This is a genomic window from Mycolicibacterium sp. P4_G11 (assembly GCF_056555145.1).
Genome location: NZ_JBFUJW010000003.1, coordinates 635,592 through 657,612, shown reverse-complemented (window position 1 = coordinate 657,612; position 22,021 = coordinate 635,592). Strand labels below are relative to the sequence as shown.

At 66.8% G+C, this 22,021-nt stretch carries 24 protein-coding genes; 1 reads left to right on the top strand and 23 read right to left on the bottom strand.

Translation table 11 applies throughout. From position 1 onward, the window contains the following. Positions 1–2: 2 nt before the first annotated feature. From nuoK to AC1U2B_RS09080, 23 genes are all read right to left on the bottom strand, one after another. Positions 3–302, bottom strand: a complete 300-nt coding sequence (nuoK, locus tag AC1U2B_RS09190; protein WP_043400812.1) for an NADH-quinone oxidoreductase subunit NuoK — start codon at positions 300–302, stop codon at positions 3–5. Then, on the bottom strand, positions 299–1,009 hold the full coding sequence (locus AC1U2B_RS09185; RefSeq protein ID WP_260940578.1) for an NADH-quinone oxidoreductase subunit J: 711 nt from the start codon (positions 1,007–1,009) through the stop codon (positions 299–301). Before AC1U2B_RS09185 ends, nuoK begins: the two co-directional genes overlap by 4 nt. Then, positions 1,006–1,551 (bottom strand): NADH-quinone oxidoreductase subunit NuoI, encoded by a 546-nt coding sequence (nuoI, locus tag AC1U2B_RS09180; RefSeq protein WP_480216540.1) that lies wholly within the window; start codon positions 1,549–1,551, stop codon positions 1,006–1,008. The genes AC1U2B_RS09185 and nuoI overlap by 4 nt, the downstream gene beginning before the upstream one ends. Next, complete coding sequence (gene nuoH / locus AC1U2B_RS09175; RefSeq protein WP_480216539.1) at positions 1,541–2,770, bottom strand: NADH-quinone oxidoreductase subunit NuoH; 1,230 nt, start codon at positions 2,768–2,770, stop codon at positions 1,541–1,543. Before nuoH ends, nuoI begins: the two co-directional genes overlap by 11 nt. Further along, positions 2,767–5,151, bottom strand: a complete 2,385-nt coding sequence (locus AC1U2B_RS09170) for an NADH-quinone oxidoreductase subunit G (RefSeq protein WP_480216538.1) — start codon at positions 5,149–5,151, stop codon at positions 2,767–2,769. The genes nuoH and AC1U2B_RS09170 overlap by 4 nt, the downstream gene beginning before the upstream one ends. Beyond that, positions 5,148–6,458 (bottom strand): NADH-quinone oxidoreductase subunit NuoF, encoded by a 1,311-nt coding sequence (nuoF, locus tag AC1U2B_RS09165; protein WP_043400798.1) that lies wholly within the window; start codon positions 6,456–6,458, stop codon positions 5,148–5,150. The genes AC1U2B_RS09170 and nuoF overlap by 4 nt, the downstream gene beginning before the upstream one ends. Further along, positions 6,455–7,177: an NADH-quinone oxidoreductase subunit NuoE gene (gene nuoE, locus AC1U2B_RS09160; RefSeq protein WP_260940571.1), complete on the bottom strand. Its 723-nt coding sequence runs from the start codon at positions 7,175–7,177 to the stop codon at positions 6,455–6,457. The genes nuoF and nuoE overlap by 4 nt, the downstream gene beginning before the upstream one ends. Further along, positions 7,174–8,502, bottom strand: coding sequence for an NADH dehydrogenase (quinone) subunit D (gene nuoD, locus AC1U2B_RS09155; protein ID WP_260940569.1), 1,329 nt, complete (start codon positions 8,500–8,502; stop codon positions 7,174–7,176). Before nuoD ends, nuoE begins: the two co-directional genes overlap by 4 nt. Further along, a complete protein-coding gene (locus tag AC1U2B_RS09150; protein ID WP_260940567.1) occupies positions 8,502–9,176 on the bottom strand; it encodes an NADH-quinone oxidoreductase subunit C in 675 nt (224 codons plus the stop codon). The genes nuoD and AC1U2B_RS09150 overlap by 1 nt, the downstream gene beginning before the upstream one ends. Beyond that, positions 9,173–9,730 carry a NuoB/complex I 20 kDa subunit family protein gene (locus AC1U2B_RS09145; RefSeq protein WP_043400788.1) on the bottom strand — a complete coding sequence of 186 codons (558 nt, stop codon included), beginning with the start codon at positions 9,728–9,730 and terminating at the stop codon, positions 9,173–9,175. Before AC1U2B_RS09145 ends, AC1U2B_RS09150 begins: the two co-directional genes overlap by 4 nt. 11 nt (positions 9,731–9,741) lie before the next feature. Next, positions 9,742–10,116 (bottom strand): NADH-quinone oxidoreductase subunit A, encoded by a 375-nt coding sequence (locus tag AC1U2B_RS09140; RefSeq protein WP_043400785.1) that lies wholly within the window; start codon positions 10,114–10,116, stop codon positions 9,742–9,744. Positions 10,117–10,309: 193 nt separating this feature from the next. Further along, the gene (locus tag AC1U2B_RS09135; RefSeq protein ID WP_043400825.1) at positions 10,310–10,702 is read right to left on the bottom strand and encodes an Rv3143 family two-component system response regulator; all 393 of its coding nucleotides are present in this window, start codon (positions 10,700–10,702) and stop codon (positions 10,310–10,312) included. Positions 10,703–10,748: 46 nt separating this feature from the next. After that, on the bottom strand, positions 10,749–11,090 hold the full coding sequence (locus AC1U2B_RS09130) for a DUF6285 domain-containing protein (RefSeq protein ID WP_480216537.1): 342 nt from the start codon (positions 11,088–11,090) through the stop codon (positions 10,749–10,751). Beyond that, the gene (locus tag AC1U2B_RS09125) at positions 11,087–12,058 is read right to left on the bottom strand and encodes a phosphotransferase family protein (protein WP_480216536.1); all 972 of its coding nucleotides are present in this window, start codon (positions 12,056–12,058) and stop codon (positions 11,087–11,089) included. The genes AC1U2B_RS09130 and AC1U2B_RS09125 overlap by 4 nt, the downstream gene beginning before the upstream one ends. Continuing rightward, positions 12,055–13,293: an acyl-CoA dehydrogenase family protein gene (locus AC1U2B_RS09120; protein ID WP_480216535.1), complete on the bottom strand. Its 1,239-nt coding sequence runs from the start codon at positions 13,291–13,293 to the stop codon at positions 12,055–12,057. Before AC1U2B_RS09120 ends, AC1U2B_RS09125 begins: the two co-directional genes overlap by 4 nt. Positions 13,294–13,311: 18 nt before the next feature. Further along, positions 13,312–13,923, bottom strand: coding sequence for a TetR/AcrR family transcriptional regulator (locus AC1U2B_RS09115; RefSeq protein WP_480216534.1), 612 nt, complete (start codon positions 13,921–13,923; stop codon positions 13,312–13,314). 1 nt (position 13,924) lies between these two features. Further along, complete coding sequence (locus AC1U2B_RS09110) at positions 13,925–14,830, bottom strand: hydroxymethylglutaryl-CoA lyase (RefSeq protein WP_480216533.1); 906 nt, start codon at positions 14,828–14,830, stop codon at positions 13,925–13,927. Continuing rightward, positions 14,827–16,029: a CaiB/BaiF CoA transferase family protein gene (locus tag AC1U2B_RS09105; protein ID WP_480216532.1), complete on the bottom strand. Its 1,203-nt coding sequence runs from the start codon at positions 16,027–16,029 to the stop codon at positions 14,827–14,829. Before AC1U2B_RS09105 ends, AC1U2B_RS09110 begins: the two co-directional genes overlap by 4 nt. After that, complete coding sequence (locus AC1U2B_RS09100; RefSeq protein ID WP_480216531.1) at positions 16,026–17,225, bottom strand: alpha/beta hydrolase family protein; 1,200 nt, start codon at positions 17,223–17,225, stop codon at positions 16,026–16,028. Before AC1U2B_RS09100 ends, AC1U2B_RS09105 begins: the two co-directional genes overlap by 4 nt. 2 nt (positions 17,226–17,227) lie before the next feature. Next, a complete protein-coding gene (locus tag AC1U2B_RS09095; RefSeq protein WP_480216530.1) occupies positions 17,228–18,319 on the bottom strand; it encodes a homogentisate 1,2-dioxygenase in 1,092 nt (363 codons plus the stop codon). 88 nt (positions 18,320–18,407) lie between these two features. Continuing rightward, a complete protein-coding gene (locus AC1U2B_RS09090; RefSeq protein ID WP_480216529.1) occupies positions 18,408–18,794 on the bottom strand; it encodes a nitroreductase/quinone reductase family protein in 387 nt (128 codons plus the stop codon). A gap of 27 nt (positions 18,795–18,821) precedes the next feature. After that, positions 18,822–19,979, bottom strand: a complete 1,158-nt coding sequence (locus tag AC1U2B_RS09085) for an acyl-CoA dehydrogenase family protein (protein WP_480216528.1) — start codon at positions 19,977–19,979, stop codon at positions 18,822–18,824. Positions 19,980–20,013: 34 nt separating this feature from the next. Then, positions 20,014–20,604: a TetR/AcrR family transcriptional regulator gene (locus tag AC1U2B_RS09080; protein ID WP_480216527.1), complete on the bottom strand. Its 591-nt coding sequence runs from the start codon at positions 20,602–20,604 to the stop codon at positions 20,014–20,016. 290 nt (positions 20,605–20,894) lie between these two features. Between AC1U2B_RS09080 and AC1U2B_RS09075 the strand changes: the two genes are divergently transcribed. Continuing rightward, complete coding sequence (locus tag AC1U2B_RS09075) at positions 20,895–21,884, top strand: esterase family protein (protein WP_480216526.1); 990 nt, start codon at positions 20,895–20,897, stop codon at positions 21,882–21,884. Positions 21,885–22,021: the final 137 nt, after the last annotated feature.

The following is a 22,021-nucleotide window of genomic DNA, read 5'->3' as shown; positions in this document are numbered from 1 at the left end:
GGTCACTGCTTCAGCAGGCTCGCGGCGTCCACTGACGCCGACCGTCGGGAACGGAAGATGGTCATGATGATCGCCAGTCCCACCACCACCTCACACGCAGCCACCACCATGGTGAAGAACGCCACCACCTGACCGTCGAGTTCGCCGTGCATCCGGGAGAATGTGACGAACGCCAGGTTGGCGGCATTGAGCATCAATTCGACGCACATGAACATGACGATGGCGTTGCGGCGCAGCAGCACACCGGCCGCGCCGATGGTGAACAGCAGCGCCGAGAGATACAGGTAGTTGGTGGGATTCATGAGGCGTTCCCATCGTCGGTGGACACACTGCGCCGGGGCAGGACGGCGCTGACGGACATGTCGGCGTCCGATCCGTCGGGCAACCGGGCCAGGATGTCGACGGCGTTGTGCCGGGCGTACACACCGGGGTTCGGTCGCGGCGTCGGATGCCCGCCCGGGGCGAACCGTTCGATTGCCAGCTCACGCTGGGTCTTTCGGTGTTCGAACCGTTCGCGGTGGGTCAGCACCATGGCGCCCAGCGCGGCGGTGATGAGCAGCGCGCTGGTGGTCTCGAAGGCCCACAGATAGCGCGTGAAGATCAGCACCGCCAGTCCCTGGACGTTGCCGGCCCGGTTCGCGTGTTCGAGACCGACGACGTTGGTACCGAGGCTGCCGATGCCGGCGATCACCGCGATGCCGAAGCCGATGCCGGCCACCACGGCGGCAATGCGTTGTCCCCGTATGGTTTCGACCAGGGAGTCCGCGGAATCGACACCGATGAGCATGAGGACGAACAGGAACAGCATCATGACCGCGCCGGTGTAGACCACCACCTGCACGACGCCGAGGAACACGGCGTCCTGGGCGATGTACAGCACGGCCAGGCTGATCATGGTGCTGGCCAAGAACATTGCCGAGTACACCGCTTTGGGCGCGGCCACCATGGCGATGGCGCCGAGCACCGACACCGTGCCGAGCACCCAGAACGTCACGGCCTCTCCGGTCACTTGGCCGCCTCGGGCCGCGACAGTCCGGCCGCGGTGATTTTGCCGCGGTAGTAGTCCTCGTCGGTGCTGCCCTCGGCCATCGCATGGGGCGGCGCGGTCATGTCGATCTCCAGCGGCGCCAGCAGCTTGTCCTTGCCGTAGATCAGGCCGGACCGGTTGTCGCCGGCCATTTCGTAGTCGTTGGTCATTGTCAGCGCACGGGTCGGGCAGGCCTCGATGCAGAGCCCGCAGCCGATGCACCGCAGATAGTTGATCTGGTACACCCGGCCGTACCGCTCGCCGGGCGAAAACCGTTGTTCCTCGGTGTTGTCCGCGCCCTCGACGAAGATGGCGTCCGCGGGGCAGGCCCACGCGCACAATTCACAGCCGATGCATTTCTCGAGGCCGTCGTCGTAGCGGTTGAGCTGATGCCGGCCGTGATAGCGAGGAGCGACCGGGCCGGGCTCCTCGGGATACTGTTCGGTGACCGACTTTTTGAACATGGTTCCGAAGGTGACGCCGAAGCCGGCGATGGCGTCGATGAACTTGGGCCTACCGGGCATGGTGTATCTCCTTGGCCGGGATGGGTGGCACCGGGAACGCGCCGGGCTGAGGCTCGGCGGCCGGGACCGGGATGCGAGCCGCCTTGCGCCGCACCGTATTCCACAGCGCACCGGCGATGGCGACCACAGCGATGAGGGCGGCGAACGCCAGCACGACGGGCCAGCTGTCGTATCCCTGCAGTCGCAGCGTCCGCACGATGCTGACGATCATGATCCACGCCAGTGAGATGGGGATGAGCACCTTCCAGCCCAACGCCATGAACTGGTCGTACCGCAGGCGGGGGAGCGTCGCACGCAGCCACATGAACAGGAACAGGAACGTCCACACCTTGCCGATGAACCACAGCAACGGCCACCATCCGGTGTTGGCTCCGGGAATGAGGCTCAGCGGCCACGGGGCCTGCCAGCCGCCGAGGAACAACGTCGTGGCCAGTGCCGACACCGTCGTCATGTTGACGTACTCCGCGAGCATGAACATCGCGAATTTCAGCGACGAGTACTCGGTGTGGAAACCGCCGACGAGCTCGCCCTCGGCCTCGGGCAGATCGAACGGCGCCCGGTTGGTCTCGCCGACCATGGCGACCACGTAGACCAGGAACGACGGCAGCAGCAGGAAGACGTACCAGCGGCCCTGCTGGGAGGCGACGATCTGCGACGTCGACATGGTGCCGGCGTACAGGAACACCGCGGCGAACGAGAGTGCCATCGCGATCTCGTACGAGATCACCTGCGCGCTGGACCGCAACCCACCGAGCAGGGGGTAGGTGGAGCCGGAGGCCCAGCCGGCCAACACGATTCCGTACACCCCGATCGACGTGACCGCCAGGACGTACAACACCGCGACCGGCAGGTCGGTCAGCTGCAGCGGGGTCTCGTGCCCGAAGACATGGACCAGCGGTCCCATCGGGATGACGGCGAACGCCATGAACGCGGGGATCACCGCGATGATGGGTGCCATCAGGTAGATCGGCTTGTCCACCCCGGCCGGGACCAGCCCTTCCTTCAGGGCGAGCTTGACACCGTCGGCCAGGCTCTGCAGTAACCCGAAGGGGCCCACCCGGTTCGGCCCGATACGCATCTGCATCCAGCTCAGTACCCGGCGTTCGAGCAAGATGGCGACGAGCACCGTCAGGACCAGGAACACAAAGATGCCGAGGGCTTTGGCGAGGACCAGCCACCACGGGTCGAGTCCGAAAGACGACAGGTCGGGATAGTTCATGACCTGGTCCCGTCACTGGCCCCGCTGATCGTGACGACGGCGCCCGGGGCGACGCCGAGCGTGGCGTGCACCGTCGACCCCGGCGAATTCAGCGGCAGCCACACCACGCCGGTCGGCATGTCGGTGATCTCCAGCGGCAGGGTGATGCTGCCATTGTCTGTGCTCACCGTGAGCGTCTCGGACGCGCCGATGCTCGTGGCCGTGTCGGCCGACAACCGGGCGACCGCCGGACGGGCGGTGGCAGCCAGATTCGGTTCGCCGTCCTGCATGCGACCGGCATCCAGCAGCATGCGCCAGCCCGCAAGGACTGCCTGTCCGGGTCCCGGCACCGGGCTGGGCGGAGCGGTGAATTCCGGTGCGGCGGGGCGTGGTCCGGTCCAGCACCCCAGCCGGTTCATCTCATTGCGCACCGTCGTGACGTCGCGCAGACCCAGATCGATGCAGTGCTCGTCGGCGAGCGCGGCCAGCACCCCCATATCCGCTCGCATGGCAGGCGGCAGCGCCGCGCCGAAAGATCGTCCGCGCCCTTCCCAGTTGACGAAACTGCCGGCCTTCTCGACCACCGGTGCCACCGGGAACACCACGTGCGCCAGGTCGGTGACGGCGCTGCGGCGCACCTCCATGCTGACGACGAACTTCGCCGCACCGAGTGACCGCTGAGCTAGCGCCGGGTCAGGTAGGTCGGCCAGTTCGACCCCGGCGACCAGGACCGCCTCCAGGTCACCGTTGGCTGCGGCGGCCAAGATCGCGGTGGTGTCGCGGCCCGGAGCGTCGGGCAGTTCGTCCACGTGCCAGGCGACGGCAACCTCGGTACGCGCAGGCAGATCGGTCACCAAGCGCCCGCCGGGCAACAGATTCGGGGCTGCCCCGGCCTCCAGGGCACCGCGCTCGCCGGCCCGCCGCGGCACCCAGCCGATGGTGGCGCCCGTCCGCCCGGCCAGCCGGGCCACCGCGGAGAACCCACCGGGGACGCCGGCCAGTCGCTCACCGGTGAGGATGACCGATCCGGGCGGCAGCACCTCGATGGCGTCGAGTGCGCGGGGCTCGCGGCCGGGTGCGGCGGTGATCAGGGTGCCGCCCATGTTCTGCAGGCCCCGGCTACTGAAAGGTGCCACCGCAACCACTTTGAGCCCGTGCTTGCGGAAGGCCTTGCGCAGCCGTAGGTAGATGATCGGTGATTCGTCTTCCGGCTCGAACCCGACGAGCAGCACGACGGGCGCCTTTTCCAGGTCGGCGTACGTCACCTGCATCGGCTGACCCGCGACGCTGGCCGCCAGGAACTGCGATTCCTCGTCGCTGTGCACCCGGCTGCGGAAATCGATGTCGTTGGTGCCCAACACGATCCGCGCATACTTGGCGTAGGCATAGGCGTCTTCGGTGGTGAGTCGTCCACCGACGAGCACTCCGGTGCGTGCACCGGCGGCCGAGAGGCCGCGCACCGCGACCGCCACCGCTTCGGGCCAGGACGCCGGACGTTGGGTGCCGTCGGCCTCGCGGATCAATGGCGTGGTGATCCGGTCACCCTGCGTGGCATAGGTGAAGGCCCAGCGGCCCTTGTCGCAGTTCCACTCTTCGTTGACCTCGGGATCGTCACCGGCCAAGCGGCGCAACACCGTTCCGCGTCGGTGATCGGTGCGCTGCGCGCACCCGGAGGCGCAGTGTTCGCACACGCTGGGGGTGGAGACCAGGTCGAAAGGCCGGGCCCGGAACCGGTACGCGGTCCCGGTCAGGGCGCCGACGGGACAGATCTGCACGGTGTTGCCGGAGAAGTACGAGTCGAACGGGTCGTCGCCGCCGATCCCCACCTGCTGCAACGCGCCACGTTCGAGGAGTTCGATGAACGGGTCGCCGGCGACCTGGTTCGAGAACCGGGTGCAGCGCGCGCACAGCACACAGCGTTCGCGGTCGAGCAGTACCTGCGCCGACAGGTTGATGGGCTTGGGGTAGGTGCGCTTGACGTCCTCGAAACGAGAATCGCTGCGGCCGTTGGACATCGCCTGGTTCTGCAGGGGGCATTCGCCGCCCTTGTCGCAGACGGGGCAGTCCAGCGGATGGTTGATCAGCAGCAGTTCCATCACGCCGTGCTGCGCCTTGTCGGCAGCCTCCGACGTCACTTGGGTGCGCACCACCATGTCCGGGCTGACGGTGGTGGTGCACGACGCCAGCGGCTTCCGCTGGCCCTCCACCTCGACCAGGCACTGCCGGCAGGCGCCCACCGGCTCCAGCAGAGGATGGTCGCAGAACCGGGGAATCTGGACGCCGATGAGCTCGGCCGCACGAATCACCAACGTGCCCTTGGGCACACTGATCTGCTGGTCGTCGATGGTCAGCGAGACCATCTCGACCGCAGTCGCGTCCTTCGCCGGCTCAGTCACCGTCACGCGCCCGCTCCTTCCGTGGCGAAGATCGTGGCGGCGTGCGGATCGAAGGGGCAGCCACCGTTCAGGTGCGCGACGTACTCATCGCGGAAGTACTTGAGCGAGGACATGATCGGGCTGGCCGCACCGTCACCGAGCGCGCAGAACGACTTGCCGAGGATAGCGTCGGAGATGTCGAGCAGCTTGTCCAGATCGGCCGCCTGCGCCTGCCCGCTCTCCAGCCGGGCGTAGATCTGGGCCAGCCAGTAGGTGCCTTCCCGGCACGGCGTGCACTTGCCGCAGGATTCGTGCGCATAGAACTGGGTCCAGCGCCGCACGGCCCGCACCACGCAGGTGGTCTCGTCGAAGATCTGTAGTGCCTTGGTGCCCAGCATCGAGCCGACCCCGGCCATGCCTTCATAGTCGAGCGGGATGTCCAGATGTTCGGGTGTCAGCATCGGCGTCGACGAGCCGCCCGGCGTCCAGAACTTCAACTGGTGTCCGGCTCGTACCCCGCCGGCGTACTCGAGCAGTTCGCGCAGCGAAATCCCCAGTGGTGCTTCGTATTGTCCGGGTCGGGTGACATGACCCGATAGTGAGTACAACGTGAAGCCCGGTGACTTCTCCGACCCCATGGACCGGAACCAGTCGACGCCGCCGCGGATCACCGAGGGGACGCTGGCGATCGACTCGACGTTGTTGACCACGGTCGGGCACGCATACAGCCCGGCGACCGCGGGAAACGGTGGACGCAAACGGGGTTGGCCGCGCCGGCCCTCCAGTGAGTCGAGCAGCGCGGTCTCTTCCCCACAGATGTAGGCACCCGCCCCGGCGTGCACGACCAGGTCCAGATCGAAGCCGGTGCCGGCGATGTTGGTGCCGAGGTAGCCGTTCGCGTAGGCCTCGGCCACGGCGCCCTGCAGCCGGCGCAGGACCGGCACCACCTCTCCGCGCAGGTAGATGAATGCGTGCCGGGCGCCGATGGCGTACGACGCGATGATCGCGCCCTCCACCAGAGTGTGCGGCGAGGCCAGCATCAGCGGAATGTCCTTGCACGTCCCGGGTTCGGATTCGTCCGCGTTGACCACCAGATAGTGCGGACGGCCGTCGTCGGGGGAGATGAACGACCACTTCGTCCCCGTCGGGAAACCGGCACCGCCCCGGCCCCGTAGGCCCGAATCCTTCACCAGCGCAATGACTTCAGCGGGTTGCATCCGCAGCACCGCGCGCAGCGCCTGGTAGCCGCCCTGCCGCAGATAGCTCTGCAGCGTCCAAGACTGCGGCTGATCCCAATGCCTGCTCAGTACCGGCGTCAGTCCCGTCGACGTCATTGCGGCGCCTCCATCCCGCGCTCTTCGGCGACGCGCAACCCGGCGAGGGTGGCCGCGCCGGGTTCGCCGTCGTTGCTGCCGGGACGCTCGTCGGGGAACCCGGCGAGGATGCGTGCGGTCTCCTTGAAGGTGCACAGCGCCGCGCCCCGGGTCGGGGTCACCGACTCGCCGGCTCGCAGCGAGTCGACGAGATCGCGTGCCGAACCGGGGGTTTGGTTGTCGAAGAACTCCCAGTTGACCATCACCACCGGTGCGTAGTCGCAGGCGGCGTTGCATTCGATGTGTTCCAGCGTGACCCGGCCATCGGCGGTGGTTTCGCCGGCGCCGAGGCCGAGGTGTTCTTCCAGGGTTTCCAGGATGGCGTCCCCGCCCATGATGGCGCACAGCGTGTTGGTGCAGACGCCGACCAGATACTCGCCGGTCGGCGTGCGCCGGTACATCGAGTAGAACGTCGCGACCGCGGTGACTTCGGCCGTGCTGAGGTCCAATTGCCCAGCACAGAAAGAGATTCCGGCTGGTGTCAGGTAGCCGTCCTGGGACTGGACGAGATGCAGCAGCGGCAACAGTGCGGACCGGGCACTGGGATAACGGGCGATGATCGCCGCCGCGTCGGCCGCCAGCTGTTCCCGCACGTCCGCCGAATACGACTGCGGCCCTTGGCCGATGGGAGGTCCCGGCTCGTCCGGACGCGGCCCGAGACGGAGTTCGATAGCGGTCACCTGTCCACGCCTCCCATGACCGGATCGATCGACGCCACCGCGGCGATGGCATCGGCGACCATGGATCCCTCACACATGACCGACACCGCTTGCAGATTCGTGAACGATGGGTCGCGGTAGTGCACCCGGAACGGCCGGGTGCCGCCGTCGGAGACCATGTGCACGCCCAGTTCGCCGCGCGGCGATTCGACCGCGACGTACACCTGCCCGGCCGGTACCCGGATGCCTTCGGTGACCAGCTTGAAGTGGTGGATCAGTGCCTCCATCGAGGAGCCCATGATCTTGGCGATGTGTTCGTTCGAGTTGCCCAGGCCGTCGGGGCCGACTTTCAGGTCCGCGGGCCAGGCCAGCTTCTTGTCGGTGATCATCACCGGTCCCGGCCCCAGCCGAGCCAATCGCTCCACGCACTGCTCGACGATCTTGATGGACTCGCGCATCTCCAGCACACGAATCATGTAGCGGCCGTACGCATCGCACTGGTCGTGGGTGATGACGTCGAAGTCGTAGGACTCGTACCCGCAGTACGGCTGCGACTTGCGCAGATCATGCGGCAGCCCCGTCGACCGCAACACCGGACCGGTGATGCCCAGCGCCATGCATCCGGTCAGATCCAGGTAGCCGACTCCCTGGGTGCGTGCCTTCCAGATGTAATTCTCGTTGAGCAGGTTCTCCATGTCGCGCAACCGTTTCGGCAACAGCTGCAGCAGTTCCCGCAGGCGTGGCAGTGCGTCGTCGGGCAGGTCGGCCGCCAGCCCGCCGGGGCGGATGAAGGCGTGGTTCATCCGGAGTCCGGTGATGGTCTCGAAGACGGACAGCACCAGTTCGCGTTCCCGGAATCCGAAGAACATCGCCGACATGGAGCCCAGCTCCATGCCGCCGGTCGCCAGCGCCACCAGATGCGACGAGATTCGGTTGAGCTCCATGAGCATGACCCGGATGACGTTGGCGCGCTCGGGAATGTCGTCGGTGACGCCGAGCAGCTTCTCGACGCCGAGGCAGTACGCCGTCTCGTTGAAGAAGGGGGAGAGGTAGTCCATCCGGGTCACGAAGGTGACGCCCTGCGTCCAGGTGCGGTACTCGAGGTTCTTCTCGATTCCGGTGTGCAGGTAGCCGATTCCGCATCGGGCCTCGGTGATGGTCTCGCCGTCGATCTCCAGGATCAGGCGCAGGACGCCATGGGTGGACGGATGCTGCGGCCCCATGTTGACCACGATGCGCTCGCCGGCCACAGCGCTCTCGCGCGCTGCTGCGACAACGTCGGCCCAGTCCTGACCGCCGACGGTGACCACGCGTTCGCGGCCATCGGGTTCGTTGTCCGGAGTCATCAGTTGTAGGCCCGCCGTTCGTCCGGGGGCGGAATCTTCGCGCCGTGGTATTCGACGGGAATGCCGCCGAGCGGGTAGTCCTTGCGCTGCGGGTGGCCCACCCAGTCGTCGGGCATCTCGATGCGGGTCAGCGCGGGATGGCCGTCGAAGATGATGCCGAAGAAGTCGTAGGTCTCCCGCTCATGCCAGTCGGTCGTCGGATACACCGAATACAGCGACGGCACATGCGGATCGGCGTCCGGTGCGCACACCTCGACGCGAATCCTTCGATTGTGGGTGATGGACATCAACGGGTAGACGGCGTGCAGCTCGCGATCCGTGTCGTCGGGGTAGTGCACCCCGGAAACGCCCAGACACAGTTCGAACCTCAGCTCGTCGCGCAGCGTCTGCGCCACCGGCACGAGGTGGTCCCGGCGTACCTCGAGGGTCAGCTCGTCGCGGAACACGACGATGCGCTCGACCGCGGCGGTGAACTGGTCCGCGCCCAGGGCCTCGGCCAACGCGTCGACGACGTCGTCGAAGTACCCGCCGTACGGACGGGGCGAACTGCCGGGCAGGACCACCTCACGGACCAACCGGCCGTAGCCCGACGTGTCGCCGCTGCCGCGCACGCCGAACATGCCGCGCCGCGTCCCGATCACCTCGGGGCCGGTCTGGTCGGGCGTGTCCGTCATGACCGCAGCAGTCCCTTCAGTTCGATGGTGGGACGTGCCTGCAACGCCGCTTCCTCGGCCGCGGCAATCGCCTCGGCCCGGTTGACCCCCAGCGGCATCTCCTGAATCTTGGCGTGCAGCATGAGGATTGCGTTGAGCAGCATCTCGGGCCGGGGCGGGCAGCCCGGTAGATAGATGTCGACCGGCACGATGTGGTCGACCCCCTGCACCACCGCGTAGTTGTTGAACATCCCACCGGAGGAGGCGCACACGCCCATGGCCAGCACCCATTTGGGTTCGGCCATCTGGTCGTACACCTGCCGCAGCACCGGTGCCATCTTCTGGCTGACGCGGCCCGCGACGATCATCAGATCAGCCTGCCGGGGTGTCGCCGAGAACCGCTCCATGCCGAAGCGCGCGATGTCGAAACGAGGGCCGGCGGTGGCCATCATCTCGATGGCGCAGCAGGCCAGCCCGAAGGTGGCGGGCCACAGCGACCCCTTGCGTACGTACCCCGCGACCTTCTCGACGGTGGACAGCAGGATGCCGCCGGGTAAGCGTTCTTCGAGTCCCATGGGTCCTGTCCTCAGTCCCAGCTCAGTCCGCCGCGTCGCCAGATGTATGCGTAGGCGACGAACACCGTCAGCATGAACAGCAGCATCTCCACCACGGCGAATACCCCCAGCGATTCGAAGGAAACGGCCCAGGGGTACAGGAAGACGATCTCGATGTCGAAGACGATGAACAGCATGGCGGTCAGGTAGTACTTGACCGGGAATCGCTGGCCCGTCGTCTCATGTCCTGGAGAGCCCGGCGCCATCGGTTCGATGCCGCATTCGTAGGCCTCCAGCTTGGCCCGGTTGTACCGGCGAGGGCCGATGACCAGCGCAATTCCGACCGAACCCACCGCGAACGCAGCGGCGATCGCGCCGAGTACCAGGATGGGGATGTAGACGTTCATGCGTGCGCCATGCCCTGTGCGGCTCCCTCGTCGAGCTGTCGATGTGAGCTGGCCCACAGCTTAGCCTGGTTAACGGAACGGCCGCCGCATTTTGGCTAGGATCATGATCAGTTCCTGACGTTCCCGCGCCGCACCGCCGCTGACGCGAAGAGTGAACGGCCACAGGCTATTTCGTGCTGGTTAACGCACTGTTTCACCGCTGTGGAGACAGCACTGCCACCACTGCCTCGCCGAGCCGGATCGGGTCGATGGGGTGCGGTACCGCGGCTTCCGCGCGCGACCACGAGGCCAGCCAGGCGTCGTCGGCGCGGCCGGTGAGCACCACGATCGGCGGGCAGTTCGCGACCTCGTCCTTGAGCTGCTTGGCCAGTCCCATCCCGCCGGCGGGAGTGGCTTCGCCGTCGAGGATCGCCAGATCGATCCCGCCCGCGTCGACGGAGCTCACCACGACGGGCGCCGTCGCCACATCGAGGTACGTCAGGTCGGGCAGGTCCGGGTGAATGCGCCGTCCCAGGGCTGTGCGCACCTGGTCGCGGGTGTTCGGATTGTCGCTGTAGACCAGGATCGTGAGGGCAGAATCGGCCACGTTCGCGATGGTACGCAGTTCGCCGGTGGGCCAGGCCCGGATCGGGCTACTCGAGGTGGTAACCCGGATGTGCGACATCCAGCCGGTATCGCACCAGTGCTCGCAGCATCGGGTCCAGTACGGCTGTTCGATCATCGAATTCGCCGGATCGAATGGCCTTCGCCAGTGCCTGCTCGTCGTCGAAGCCCAGCAACTCAGGTTCCGGGCCGGCCTGCAACAGTTCGCGTTCGACGATCCGCAGCGCGTTCGCGGCGACGCGGGCGTGGAAGTTCACGGCGCCCAGGTCGGCGAGCCGACTATTGGGTCCAGTGGCGTCGCGTACTTCTGTCTCCAGGAACTCCGCCACCGCGGCGATCAGTTCGGTGGCGGTGGGGCGGTAGTGGCTCATTGCGCCTCCAGCAGATTGAGCAGGTCCCATTCGGTCTCGCACACCCGCCGGCCGATGGTGGCCAACTCCACCGACCTGGTCTGTCCCGAGAGATGGCGTTCTGCCTGGTACCGGCAGATGATGCCCCAGCGCAAGGTGGCCGACACCAGCCACCAGTGAAAGGTCTTGCGGTCCAGAGTGATCGCGCTGGCGCGTTCGTAGGCGGTGAGGAAGTCCTCGATACGGCCCAGGCCGCCGGCATCCAGGGCGCGCGGCGCACCGAAGCGCCAGGCCCGAATACAGAACCAGGCCAGGTCCTCGGCGCGCGAGCCCCGATGGGTGAGTTCCCAATCCAGTACCGCGGCGAGCCGGCTGCCGTCAACGATGAGGTTGCCCATCCGGAAGTCGCCGTGCACCAGCACCGGATCGCCGGTATCCGCCGGCTGGTTGCGCTCCAACCAGCGGAACGCCCACTCGAAAGTCGCTGTGGTGTCGCCGATCTCGTCGAGCTCGTGCCGCCACGATCCCAGTTGGTCCGCGCTCGACAGCCCGATTCCGGTGGGGTCGGCGCGGTGGATCGCCGCCAGCGCTTCGGCGCACTGCTGGAGCAGGGCGCCCCTGCCGCCGTCGTCGAGTGCCCGCTGGATCTTGCGCACGATGGTCTCGCCGGGCACGAAGTCGCACACCAGGAACGGATTGCCCAGGGCCTCAGGCGAATTACTGGCCGCCAGCACCCGCGGGACCGGAGCACCAGCGGCCGCGGCCCGGGACAGCGCTGCGGCCTCCAGTTCCATGCCGGCGTGGATTTCGTCGGGCGGCCCGACCCGCAGGATCAGTTGGCGGACGTCGGTTGCGGTGGTCGCGGTGAACGCCCACGTCGCACGGCTGGCGCCGCCGGTCAGCTCGCGCAGGTTCTCGACGCTGACCTCGCCGAGCCCGGGTTTGAGCACCGCAGCGAGCGCTCGGGCCAATTCGGGGGCGTCGATCACTTGCGCCCGAACTTCAGCATCCGCTGTGCCACCCGGCGAATCTGAATCTCTTCCGCGCCTTCGGTGATCCGGTAGCGGCGGTGGTGCCGGTAGATGTGCTCGAACGGCTCGTGCCGGCTGTAGCCGATACCGCCGTGGATCTGCATGGCGCGGTCGGCAGCCTCGCAGACCAGACGGTTGGCGCGGTAGTTGGCCATCGACACCTTGTCGGAGACCTCCATGTGGTGATCTCGATCGAGGTGCCAGGCGGCGTAATACACCAGCAGCCGGACCATCTGGGCCTCGGTCTGCAACTCGGCCAGCGGCCACTGCACGGCCTGGTTCACCGCCAGCGGCTTTCCGAACACGACGCGCTCACCGGCATACTGCGCGGCCCGGTCGATGCAGTATTGGGCGGCGCCCAGGCTGCTGGCGGCCTGCCGAATCCGGTTCTCGTGCAGGAACGTCTGGCCGACCTCCAAGCCGTGGTCCACCTCGCCGAGCACCGCATCATCAGGCACGCGAACATCTTTCAGCTCGACTTCGCCGTGATCGCTGGGCATGTTGAACGTCCACCAGTAGTACGGCACGGTGAATCCCGGCGTATCGGTGGGGACCAGGAATGCGCTGATGCCGACCGCTTGACCGGGCTCGCCGGAGGTGCGGGCGAAGATCAGGTCGTGGGTGGCCCGGTGTACTCCGGTGTTCCAGCGCTTGCGGCCGTTGATGATCCAACCGTCACCGTCTCGGACCGCGGTCGTCTCGAGCCAGGTGGCGTCGCTGCCGTGGTCGGGTTCGGTGAGCCCGAATGCCATCGACCGCTTCCCCGTGATCATCGCTTCGACCCACTCCGCTTGCTGCGCCGCGGTGCCGAATCGGCTCATCATGATGACCTGCGGGAAGTTGCCGACGATCGACGATTCGTCCTGCAGGTCGTTGTGCAGCCCGAGTCCCTTGTGCGCCAGGTGTTCCCGGACGACGGCCATGTCCAGGTTCGTGCCGTCGCGGCCGCCGAACTCGCTGGGCAGGCCGTACCGCAGCCAGCCGGCTGCGTCGGCGCGGCGGCGCATCTCGTCGAGCAGATCCTCCCATTCCCGGGTCGGCACACCGCCGTTCTCGAGGTCGGTGCGCGCGAATTCGCGGCGCCGGTCGAAGTACTGCATGTTCTCACGTTCCAGCGGCTTGATCTCCGCCTCGATGAAGGCGTCCATCTCGGCCAGCAGGCCCGGGAGGTGTTCCGGTAGAGCGAAATCCACGGTGATCTCTTCCTTCGGTCAGAAGCCGTACAGGGTTTTCTTCCAGATGGTCGACAGTGTGGTGATGGCGTCCTCGTCGCTGATCTGCAGCTCGGATCCCGGGTTGCCGACCACCACCACGGTGAAGTTCTCGAACAGCAACGCAATGGCAGCGGCGATGTGTTCGGCGTTGAGGCCTTGGGCGTAGCCCTGCTGGGCGGCGTGACGCACCGAGTCGGCGACCATGTCCATACCGAAGCGGCGGAACTCGTGCTGCACCTTGGCGAATCGTGGTTGGGTGGCGCCCAACTGGGCGACCGCGATCATGATGCCGATGTTCTGCTTGAACAGATTCCAGTATCCGGTGACCACCGTGGTGAAGTAGTCGGTGTCCTCGGGAGACTCCGGCAGCGGCACGCTCATCCCCGAGGGGGTGACGATGTCGTGCAGGAATGACTCGGCCAGTTCGGCCAGCAGGTCTTCCTTGTCGTCGAAGTATCGGTAGAACACCGCCGACGACTTGCCGGCTGCCGATGTGATGTCGGCCAGCGTCGTGCCGTGAAAGCCCCGCTCGGCAAACAGCTTCCGCGCCGCCATTTCGATGGCCTCCCGGGTTTGGCGGCCCTTGGCGGTCAGAGTGTCGGACGGCATCTCAGCCCAGCAACCGGTCACCGGCGCGAAGCAGCGCGCTGGGCAGTTCGTGGCCGACGACGCGCTGCGCCACCATGGCCGCGTCGATCGCCAGATCCAGGTTGATGCCGGTGTCGATGTCGCTGTCCCGCAACAGGTAGACCAGATCTTCGGTGGCGATGTTTCCGGTAGCGCCCGGTGCGAATGGGCAGCCACCCAGCCCGCCCACCGACGCGTCGAGCCGGGTCACCCCGGCCTGCACGGCGGCGTAGGCACTGGCCAGGCCGGAGCCCCGGGTGTTGTGGAAATGCGCGCCGAGCGGCAGGTCTCCGATGACCGGGCGGACCCGGCTGATCAGGTCAGTGACGCGGCGCGGGGTGGTGGTGCCGATGGTGTCGGCGATGGCCACCCGATCCGCGCCGAATTCCCGTGCTGCTGCGGCGATCTCGACGACCCGGCTCGGGTCGGTGGGGCCGTCGAACGGGCAGTCCCAGGCGGTGGCGATGATGACCTCTGCGCTCGCGCCGCTGTCGTGGGCCAGGTTCACGATGTCGGCGATCAGCGCCGTGGAGTCGGCCGTCGACCGCCCGACGTTCGCCTGGCTGTGCCCGTCGGCCGCAGATACCACGTACTCGAGGGACCGCAGGCCCGCGGCGAGCGCGCGGCCTGCGCCGCCCGGTCCGGCCACGAGCGCGGAGAACTCGACATCGGGAAATGCGTCCAGCGCCGCTGCCAGTTCGGGGGCGTCGGCCAGCGCGGGCACCTTCGACGGTGACACGAACGCGGTGGCCTCGATCTCTCGCACTCCCGTGGCGACGATGGCTTCGAGGAGTTCGATCTTGGCGGACAACGGAATCGGGTCTTCGAGTTGCAGACCGTCGCGCAGGCAGACTTCGCGGATGGTGACATGGGACGGTAGGTCGGTCACAGCACGCCCTCCTCACGCAGCGCCGCCAGCTGCTCGGCGTCGAGACCGAGCAGGCGGCCGTACACCTCGTCGTTGTCCTGACCCGGCCGCGCCGATCCGCCATTGCGGATGGTGCCCGGAGACTCCGACAGCACCGGCACGACACCGGGACCCTTCACGTTGCGCTGCACCCGTTCATCCCAGTGGTCGGCAATCATGTTGCGCGCCTGCAGTTGTGGGTCCTGCACGACTTCGGCGACGGTGTTGATCGGTCCGCTGATCACCCCGGCCTCCGACAGGGTGGCGATGATGTCCTGGGGCTCACGCTGTGCGGCCCAGTCGCCAATGAGTTTGTCGAGCTCGTCCTGGTTACGGCCGCGCGCCAGATGGTCGACGAACCGCTCGTCCGTCGCCAGTTCGGGCCGGCCCATGGCCTGACACAGCCGCCGGAACACGGTGTCCTGGTTGGCCGCGATCACCACCCAGCTGCCATTGGCGCTCTGGTAGATGTTCGACGGCGCAATGCCTTCCAGGCGAGTGCCCGACGGTCCGCGCACCACACCGCCGATGTCGTAGTCGGGAATGGTGGATTCCTGGATGGCCAAACAACTTTCGGTGAGGGCCGTATCCACGACCTGACCTTCCCCGGTGACGCTGCGTCGGTACAGCGCGGCGAGCGCACCTTGGGCGGCGAACATGCCCGCGAGGCTGTCGCCCAGGGAAAGGGCGAGCCGCGGGGGAGGACCGCCGGGGAATCCGTTCATGTGCCGCAGCCCGCTGGCCGCCTCCGCGACCGACGCATAGCCGGCCTTCCCCGCGTCCGGACCGGTCTGCCCATAACCCGACACCCGCACCAGGATGATGCCTCGATTGTGTTGGCGCAGCACGTCGTAGCCCAGGTTCCATTTCTCCAGGGTGCCGGGCCGGAAGTTCTCGACGATGACGTCGGACTGCTTGACCAGGTCCAGGAACAGTCCCCGGCCGCGCTCGGTGCGTAGATCCAGGGTCACCGCCTTCTTGTTGCGTGCGTGGACCGTCCAGAAGAACCGGTGTCCGTCGAGTTCGGCCTGGCCCCAGGTCCGCAGCGGATCAGGGGAGGACGGCAACTCGATCTTGAGCACCTCGGCGCCCATGTCGCCGAGCAGCCGCCCGGCGAACGGCCCCGAGATCAGGGTGCCGAGTTCAAGCACCCTGATGCCATCGAGTGCGCCGGCGGTCATGGCGTCTCCACCGAGAACCCTTGCCGGTGCAGCCAATCCGTGCAGACCCCGACGGCTTGGCGCAGAGTGCCGCGCTGATCCGGACCGGAGTAGTAGTGGTTGGCGCCGGGGATCTCGTGCATCTCCTTGTCCGGATGCCCGATCGCCTCGTACAGCCGCCGCGTGTGGCTGGGCGTGCAGGCGTCGTCGGCGAGATTGCCGATGACGAGCGTCGGTACCGCGATATCGGGTCCCGCCTTCACGGCGTCACCGTTGGCGTCGTCGTAGCTCCACTGCGACAGCCAGCTGCGCAACGTACAGAATCGGGCCAGGCCGACCGGGCTCATGTTCACCACTTGAGGATCCCCCAGATAGCACTGTCCCGGGGTGCGTTCGTTGGGATCGACCGTCGGGTCGAGCCAGCGGGGGTCGGCCATGGTGCCATGGACGACGAATGCGAACTCATCGTCGGACCGGCCAGCGGCCTTGAGTTCGGCCAGCTTTTCCTTGACCCACTTGGTGATTCGCCGGTTCCGCGCGACCTGTGCGTCGTGGTAGCGCTGCAGGAACTCGGCGGTGTAGGGCGGCTGGTTCGGGTTGTCGGGGTTGTACAGGTCCAGTTCCGGATCGCGCTTCGACGGGTCGTTCTCGTCGAGGATCGAGGCGTCCATCCATTCGGTCATGGTGCCGTGGCGGCTGATGTGGGCGGCCAGCAGCATGAGGCCGTCGGCGGGGATCAGGCCCAGCTTCGTCAGGTCGGGGCCGTCGCCGGAGGGGCTGGCGGTCACCGTCGGGTGCTGCGCCTGCTGCTGGTAGAACACCGACAGCGAGCCGCCGCCGCTCCACCCGGCGAGCACCACCTTCGAGTAGCCCAGCCGGTTCTTGGCGTCTTTGATGCACTCGCCGAGGTCCTCGACCACCTTCTCCATGAGCAGAGCGGAGTCGGTGCCGCGGAAGCGGCTGTTGCAGTAGATGACGTGGTGGCCGGCGCGGGCCAGCGCGTTGATCATCGGCAGATACGCACCGCCACCGATCGGGTGCATGAACACCAGCACGGTGTCGGACGGCTTCTCTTTCGGTCGCAGCAGATAGCTCTCCAACACCACCAGCTCAGCGACGCCGCCGTAGACGTCGCGGACCGCCGAGTTGTTCTGGTAGGCAACCAGATACGGAATGCGGTCGTAGTCGTGCTTCACAGGTGCTTCGGTCGTGGTCATGTCTAGTGCTGCCCCAGGTCGTTGGCGAGAATTTCGGCGGATGGTGTGAGACGTCGGCGGGTGTCGATGGCGATCACCGACCAGTCGACGCGGTCGTATTGGTCGAACTTGCGGCGGGCGCGCTCACGAGCCGCTTCCGGCGCTCCGTGGTGAACCCCTTGTGGCGCATGGGAAACCAGACCGGGCGGCATCGGGATGCCGTACAGCGAGCCGGAGTGGAAGAACGCGATCTCGTCGTAGTCGACGTTGCGGTGGTACCAGGGGGTGCGCTCGGTGCCGGGCACGCTCTCGGCGGGCTTGGGCAGGAAGTTCATCACGTAGACCCCGGTCGCCTGCATGAACAGGTGCACCGTCGGCGGCAGGTGCACGCTCTCGGACGTGATGACGGTGTAGTCCTCGATGTTGAAGGTGAACGGGAAGTTGTCGCCCCGCCAGCCCTCCACGTCGAGCGGATGATGTTGGTAGAAAAGCGAAGTGGGTCCGCCGTCGTGGTAGAGCCGCACCTCGTACTCGTCACGGCCATCGTCATCGATGGGTTCCGGTTCGGGGATGGTGACCTGCGCCGGGTCGAACGGGAAGTGCCGGCCGAGCGTGCCGGCCGGCGGCACCCGGAAGTCCTCGGTGGCCTGGATCATGAGCCAGGTTGACTCTTCATCCGGCACCTGCCGGAACGTACAGGCCTTGGGGAGGTAGACCCAGTCGCCCTCGCGGTAGCGCAGCGGACCGAACTCGGTCTCGAGCAGCCCAGAACCCTTGTGTACGAACAGCAGTAGATCGCCGTCGACGTACCGGACGAAGAACGGCATCTCCACACTCCGCCGGCTCAGCAGCACCTGGCAGTCGGCGTTGGAGAACATCAGCAGGGGAGCGCCCGCCGCGTCGGTGGCGTCCGACGGCTTCAGTTCGGACGACAGCACATCGGTGGGACGCAGCGGGCCAACGGTCCGGTACGCGGTCGGATCGTTGCGCCGGTACATGTTGGCGGTGCGGCCCACGAATCCACCGCGCCCGAGTTCGTCGTCCTTGAGTCCGTCGAGATCGGCATGTACCCGTTTGGGTGTCTTGCCTCTCCGTAAATGAACGAAGGATTCCATGTACCGCTCCTGTCGCATTGCTGGAACTAAAAGTGACATTAGTTTTACTTATGGTTCGAGGTCAATGACCTGACCGATGTGGCGGGGTCTAGTGGTCCAGATCGACCCGCACGGTCAGCAGATTGGTGCCGAACGTGCGCACGCCGAAGCTGTTGAACTGCGGTAATTCGCGAAGACGCGCGGCGGCGTCATCGTCCGGCACCAGGTGAGCGGTCCCGCTGTGCCACCGGCCACGCAGCCGTACGCGCACCCGTGGGTCGGCTTGGATGTTGCGGATGTACTGCGACTGGTCGCCGAACTCCGAGACGAACCAGAACTGTCCGTTCACCAGCTTTCCGCCGAGCGGGGTGCGGCGGGGTTCACCGGACTTGCGTCCGGTGGTCTCCAACAGGGTCTGAAATGGCATCCGCCGCATGACCGGGTTGGCGATGCGTCTCTGGAAGAAGTTGGTGAACGCGGGCTGCGAGTTCGGCATGGACCTCATTTCACACCCTCAGCTCCGTCAGATCATCGACGTCCGCGGGATCTTCATCCCGAGTGTGAGTGCGCCGGCCAGCTCCCGGCTGGTGTCGTAGTCGAACACGACGTGCCCGGCCAGCACGTCGACGTCGCGCTTGAATCGCTGCATCGGGCTGGACAGGAAGTGGATGCTGGCCCCGCCGGCGCCCAGGAGATCGCCGATCACCGCCCTTGATTCGGCGACGATGTGCGCGGCCGCCAGCCGAGCCTGCGCGCGGACGGGCTTCTCGACGGAGTCACCAGCGACGACGATCTCCTCGATTTCCCCGACCGTATCGGCGAGCAGTCCGCGCAGCGACCGCAACCGCACGTGCGCTCCGGCCAAGTGCGCCTGGGCGATCGGCTTGTCCTTCTGCATCACCCCCTCGTACGGCAGCACCCGCTCGGCCAGCCGCTGCGCGTAGATCTCGGTGACCCGCTCGGCGCTGCCCAGGGCGGGCATCGCCGCGAGCAGGGCCAGGGCCGGCACCATCGGCCAGCGGTAGGTGGCGCTGTCATGCAGGCCCGCGCCGGGGGCGGTGCCGGCATAGATGTCGGTCACCTTGACCAGGCGGTGCTCGGGCACGAACACGTCGGTGGCCAGCGCATCGTTGGATCCGGTCGCCCGCATCCCGTCGGTGTGCCAGACGTCGTCGACGGTGACGTCGCTGATCGGCAGCAGGGCGAGAGCGGGGTAGATGCCGTCGTCCGGCCCGCACAGCGCGGCGACGATGATCCAGTTGCCGTGCATCACCCCGGTGGCCCAGGACCAGCGCCCGGTCAGTCGAATGCCACCGTCGACCGGAAGCCCGCGCCCGGTCGGGGCCAGCGGTGCCGGCGCGAGGAACGGCCTGCTGTCGAATGCGTCCTGCTGGGCCTGCTCGCCGAACAGCGCCAGCATCCAGTTGTGCAGCGTCAGGAAGCCGATGGTCCAGGCGCTCGAGGTGCAGCCGTGGGCCAGTCGGCGCACCGGATCGAGGATGTCGGGGAACGCTGCCTGCTGTCCGCCATACCGGGCAGGCACCAGGAGTTCGGTGAATCCGGACGCGATCAGGTCGCTCACCGTGTCGTCGGGGAGACGTCGGAGTTTCTCGGCCTCGGCGGCGCGTTCGCCGAGTGCGGTTACGAATCCATCGGTGATTCCGGCCTGCGTACTCAACATGCGCCGGACGCTACCATACCTTTTAGTATGGAGGTCAGGTGGCGAGCATCAGGTCGAGAAACCGCTCGCTGCGGGCGGCCAGCCGTGGGTCCGGGGAGTCCCCGGAAAGGTGCAGGAACCCGATGCCGACGGCGAAGGTGGCGTCGGCTCGCAGTTCCGCCTCGTCGGTGTCGAAGCCGTAGTCCTCGAACGCGCGCCGGACCGCGGCCAGGATGCGCCGATCCGCGGCGCGGACGCTCTCGGCGACGGCCTGGTCGGAGCGCGCCCATTCCCGCATCGCACGTTCCAGCGTCCAATGCCTGGGGCTGACCAGCGAGTTCATCATCTGGATCAGTCGGTCCCGTGGTGCCAGGGAGCCGATCGCTTCGATCTGGCTGCGGTCGGCGTCGCGGAGCTCGCTCCACCCCTGGATGAGTGCCGTCCGGTAGGCGGCGATGTTGGCGAAGTGCCAGTAGAAGCTGCCCTTGGTGACCTTCAGCCGAGCGCACAACCGGTCGATCTTCAGGGCCTTCAAACCCTCTTCTGCGAGGATTGCGTACCCGGCAGCGCGCCAGTCATCGATACCCAACCGGCTGCCCGCTCGGGAGTCCGGCACGTCGTCGACATCGTTCCGATCGATGGTCACAAACGGCAGCCTACGGCGGGATGAACGCCGCGTAGCTCTGCGTCAGGGTGGTAGCTGAACGGTACGAAGTACGCAACAACCTGGTCTCAAGCGGGATTCGGGGGTTCCTCGGCGTGTCCGGCGCGTGTTTTACTGCCCACAGACAACTGAATCATTCGGTGCGTTCAGTTCCCGTACCAGACTGAGCCCGCCACACGCGGCCGCGAGAAATCGCGGCCGTGCCACCAACGCCGACTGATCGCGTGGGGTGGGCACGATACCCGGTACCTGATACTGAAATGGGATTGTGAATGTTCGTTGACAAGCTTCGCGGCCGTCTGGCGCGCAGGGTCGCCGGCGCCGTCTCGGCCGCCGTCCTGCTCCCGGGTCTCATCGGACTTGCCGGCCAGACAGCTACCGCCAGTGCGTTCTCGCGCCCCGGCCTGCCGGTCGAATACCTACAGGTGCCGTCGCCGTCCATGGGCCGCGACATCAAGGTGCAGTTCCAGAGTGGTGGCGCCGGGTCCCCGGCGGTGTACCTGCTCGACGGTCTCCGTGCACAGGACGACTACAACGGCTGGGACATCAACACCGCCGCCTTCGAGTGGTACCTCAACTCCGGCCTGTCGGTCATCATGCCGGTCGGCGGCCAGTCCAGCTTCTACGCGGACTGGTACAAGCCGGCGTGCGGCAAGTCCGGTTGCTCCACCTACAAGTGGGAGACCTTCCTGACCTCGGAGCTGCCGCAGTGGCTGCAGGCCAACCGCGAGGTCAAGCCCACCGGCAGCGCCGCGGTCGGCCTCTCGATGGCTGGTTCGTCGTCCATGACCCTGGCGATCTGGCACCCCGAACAGTTCATCTACGCGGGCTCGATGTCGGGCTTCCTGAACCCGTCCGAGGGCTGGTGGCCCTTCCTGATCAACGTCTCGATGGGTGACGCCGGTGGCTACAAGGCCGACGACATGTGGGGCTCGACGGGCTCCCCGGACAACGCCTGGCAGCGCAACGACCCGATGGTCAACATCCCGCGGCTCGTCGCGAACAACACCCGCCTGTGGGTCTACTGCGGTAACGGCAACCCGAGCGAGCTCGGTGGTGACAACGTGCCGGCCAAGTTCCTCGAGGGCCTGACCATCCGCACCAACCGCACCTTCCAGGACAACTACCTGGCCGCGGGCGGCAACAACGGCGTGTTCAACTTCCCGGACAGCGGCACCCACGACTGGGGCTACTGGGGCCAGCAACTGCAGGCCATGAAGCCTGACCTGCAGCGCGTGCTGGGCGCAAACCCGTCGTCGTAACCTCAACAGCAAACAGGCCCCGGGAGAAATCCCGGGGCCTGTTTGCTTGTCACGGTGCATGATTGGGCCATGACGGTCCACGCCAGCCCAGTCGACGCGCACCTGCCGGACCCGAAAGAAGTGGTGGAACAACGAAC

Excerpts from the sequence above, each read along its gene's own strand:
- nuoK (WP_043400812.1), bottom strand. The coding sequence starts at position 302 with ATGAATCCCACCAACTACCTGTATCTCTCGGCGCTGCTGTTCACCATC.
- nuoI (WP_480216540.1), bottom strand. The coding sequence starts at position 1,551 with ATGCCCGGTAGGCCCAAGTTCATCGACGCCATCGCCGGCTTCGGCGTC.
- nuoH (WP_480216539.1), bottom strand. The coding sequence starts at position 2,770 with ATGAACTATCCCGACCTGTCGTCTTTCGGACTCGACCCGTGGTGGCTG.
- nuoF (WP_043400798.1), bottom strand. The coding sequence starts at position 6,458 with ATGACGTCGACGGGACTGACGCCGGTACTGAGCAGGCATTGGGATCAG.
- nuoD (WP_260940569.1), bottom strand. The coding sequence starts at position 8,502 with ATGACTCCGGACAACGAACCCGATGGCCGCGAACGCGTGGTCACCGTC.
- AC1U2B_RS09150 (WP_260940567.1), bottom strand. The coding sequence starts at position 9,176 with ATGACGGACACGCCCGACCAGACCGGCCCCGAGGTGATCGGGACGCGG.
- AC1U2B_RS09145 (WP_043400788.1), bottom strand. The coding sequence starts at position 9,730 with ATGGGACTCGAAGAACGCTTACCCGGCGGCATCCTGCTGTCCACCGTC.
- AC1U2B_RS09140 (WP_043400785.1), bottom strand. The coding sequence starts at position 10,116 with ATGAACGTCTACATCCCCATCCTGGTACTCGGCGCGATCGCCGCTGCG.
- AC1U2B_RS09130 (WP_480216537.1), bottom strand. The coding sequence starts at position 11,090 with ATGAGCCACTACCGCCCCACCGCCACCGAACTGATCGCCGCGGTGGCG.
- AC1U2B_RS09115 (WP_480216534.1), bottom strand. The coding sequence starts at position 13,923 with ATGCCGTCCGACACTCTGACCGCCAAGGGCCGCCAAACCCGGGAGGCC.
- AC1U2B_RS09105 (WP_480216532.1), bottom strand. The coding sequence starts at position 16,029 with ATGACCGCCGGCGCACTCGATGGCATCAGGGTGCTTGAACTCGGCACC.
- AC1U2B_RS09100 (WP_480216531.1), bottom strand. The coding sequence starts at position 17,225 with ATGACCACGACCGAAGCACCTGTGAAGCACGACTACGACCGCATTCCG.
- AC1U2B_RS09095 (WP_480216530.1), bottom strand. The coding sequence starts at position 18,319 with ATGGAATCCTTCGTTCATTTACGGAGAGGCAAGACACCCAAACGGGTA.
- AC1U2B_RS09090 (WP_480216529.1), bottom strand. The coding sequence starts at position 18,794 with ATGCCGAACTCGCAGCCCGCGTTCACCAACTTCTTCCAGAGACGCATC.
- AC1U2B_RS09085 (WP_480216528.1), bottom strand. The coding sequence starts at position 19,979 with ATGTTGAGTACGCAGGCCGGAATCACCGATGGATTCGTAACCGCACTC.
- AC1U2B_RS09075 (WP_480216526.1), top strand. The coding sequence starts at position 20,895 with ATGTTCGTTGACAAGCTTCGCGGCCGTCTGGCGCGCAGGGTCGCCGGC.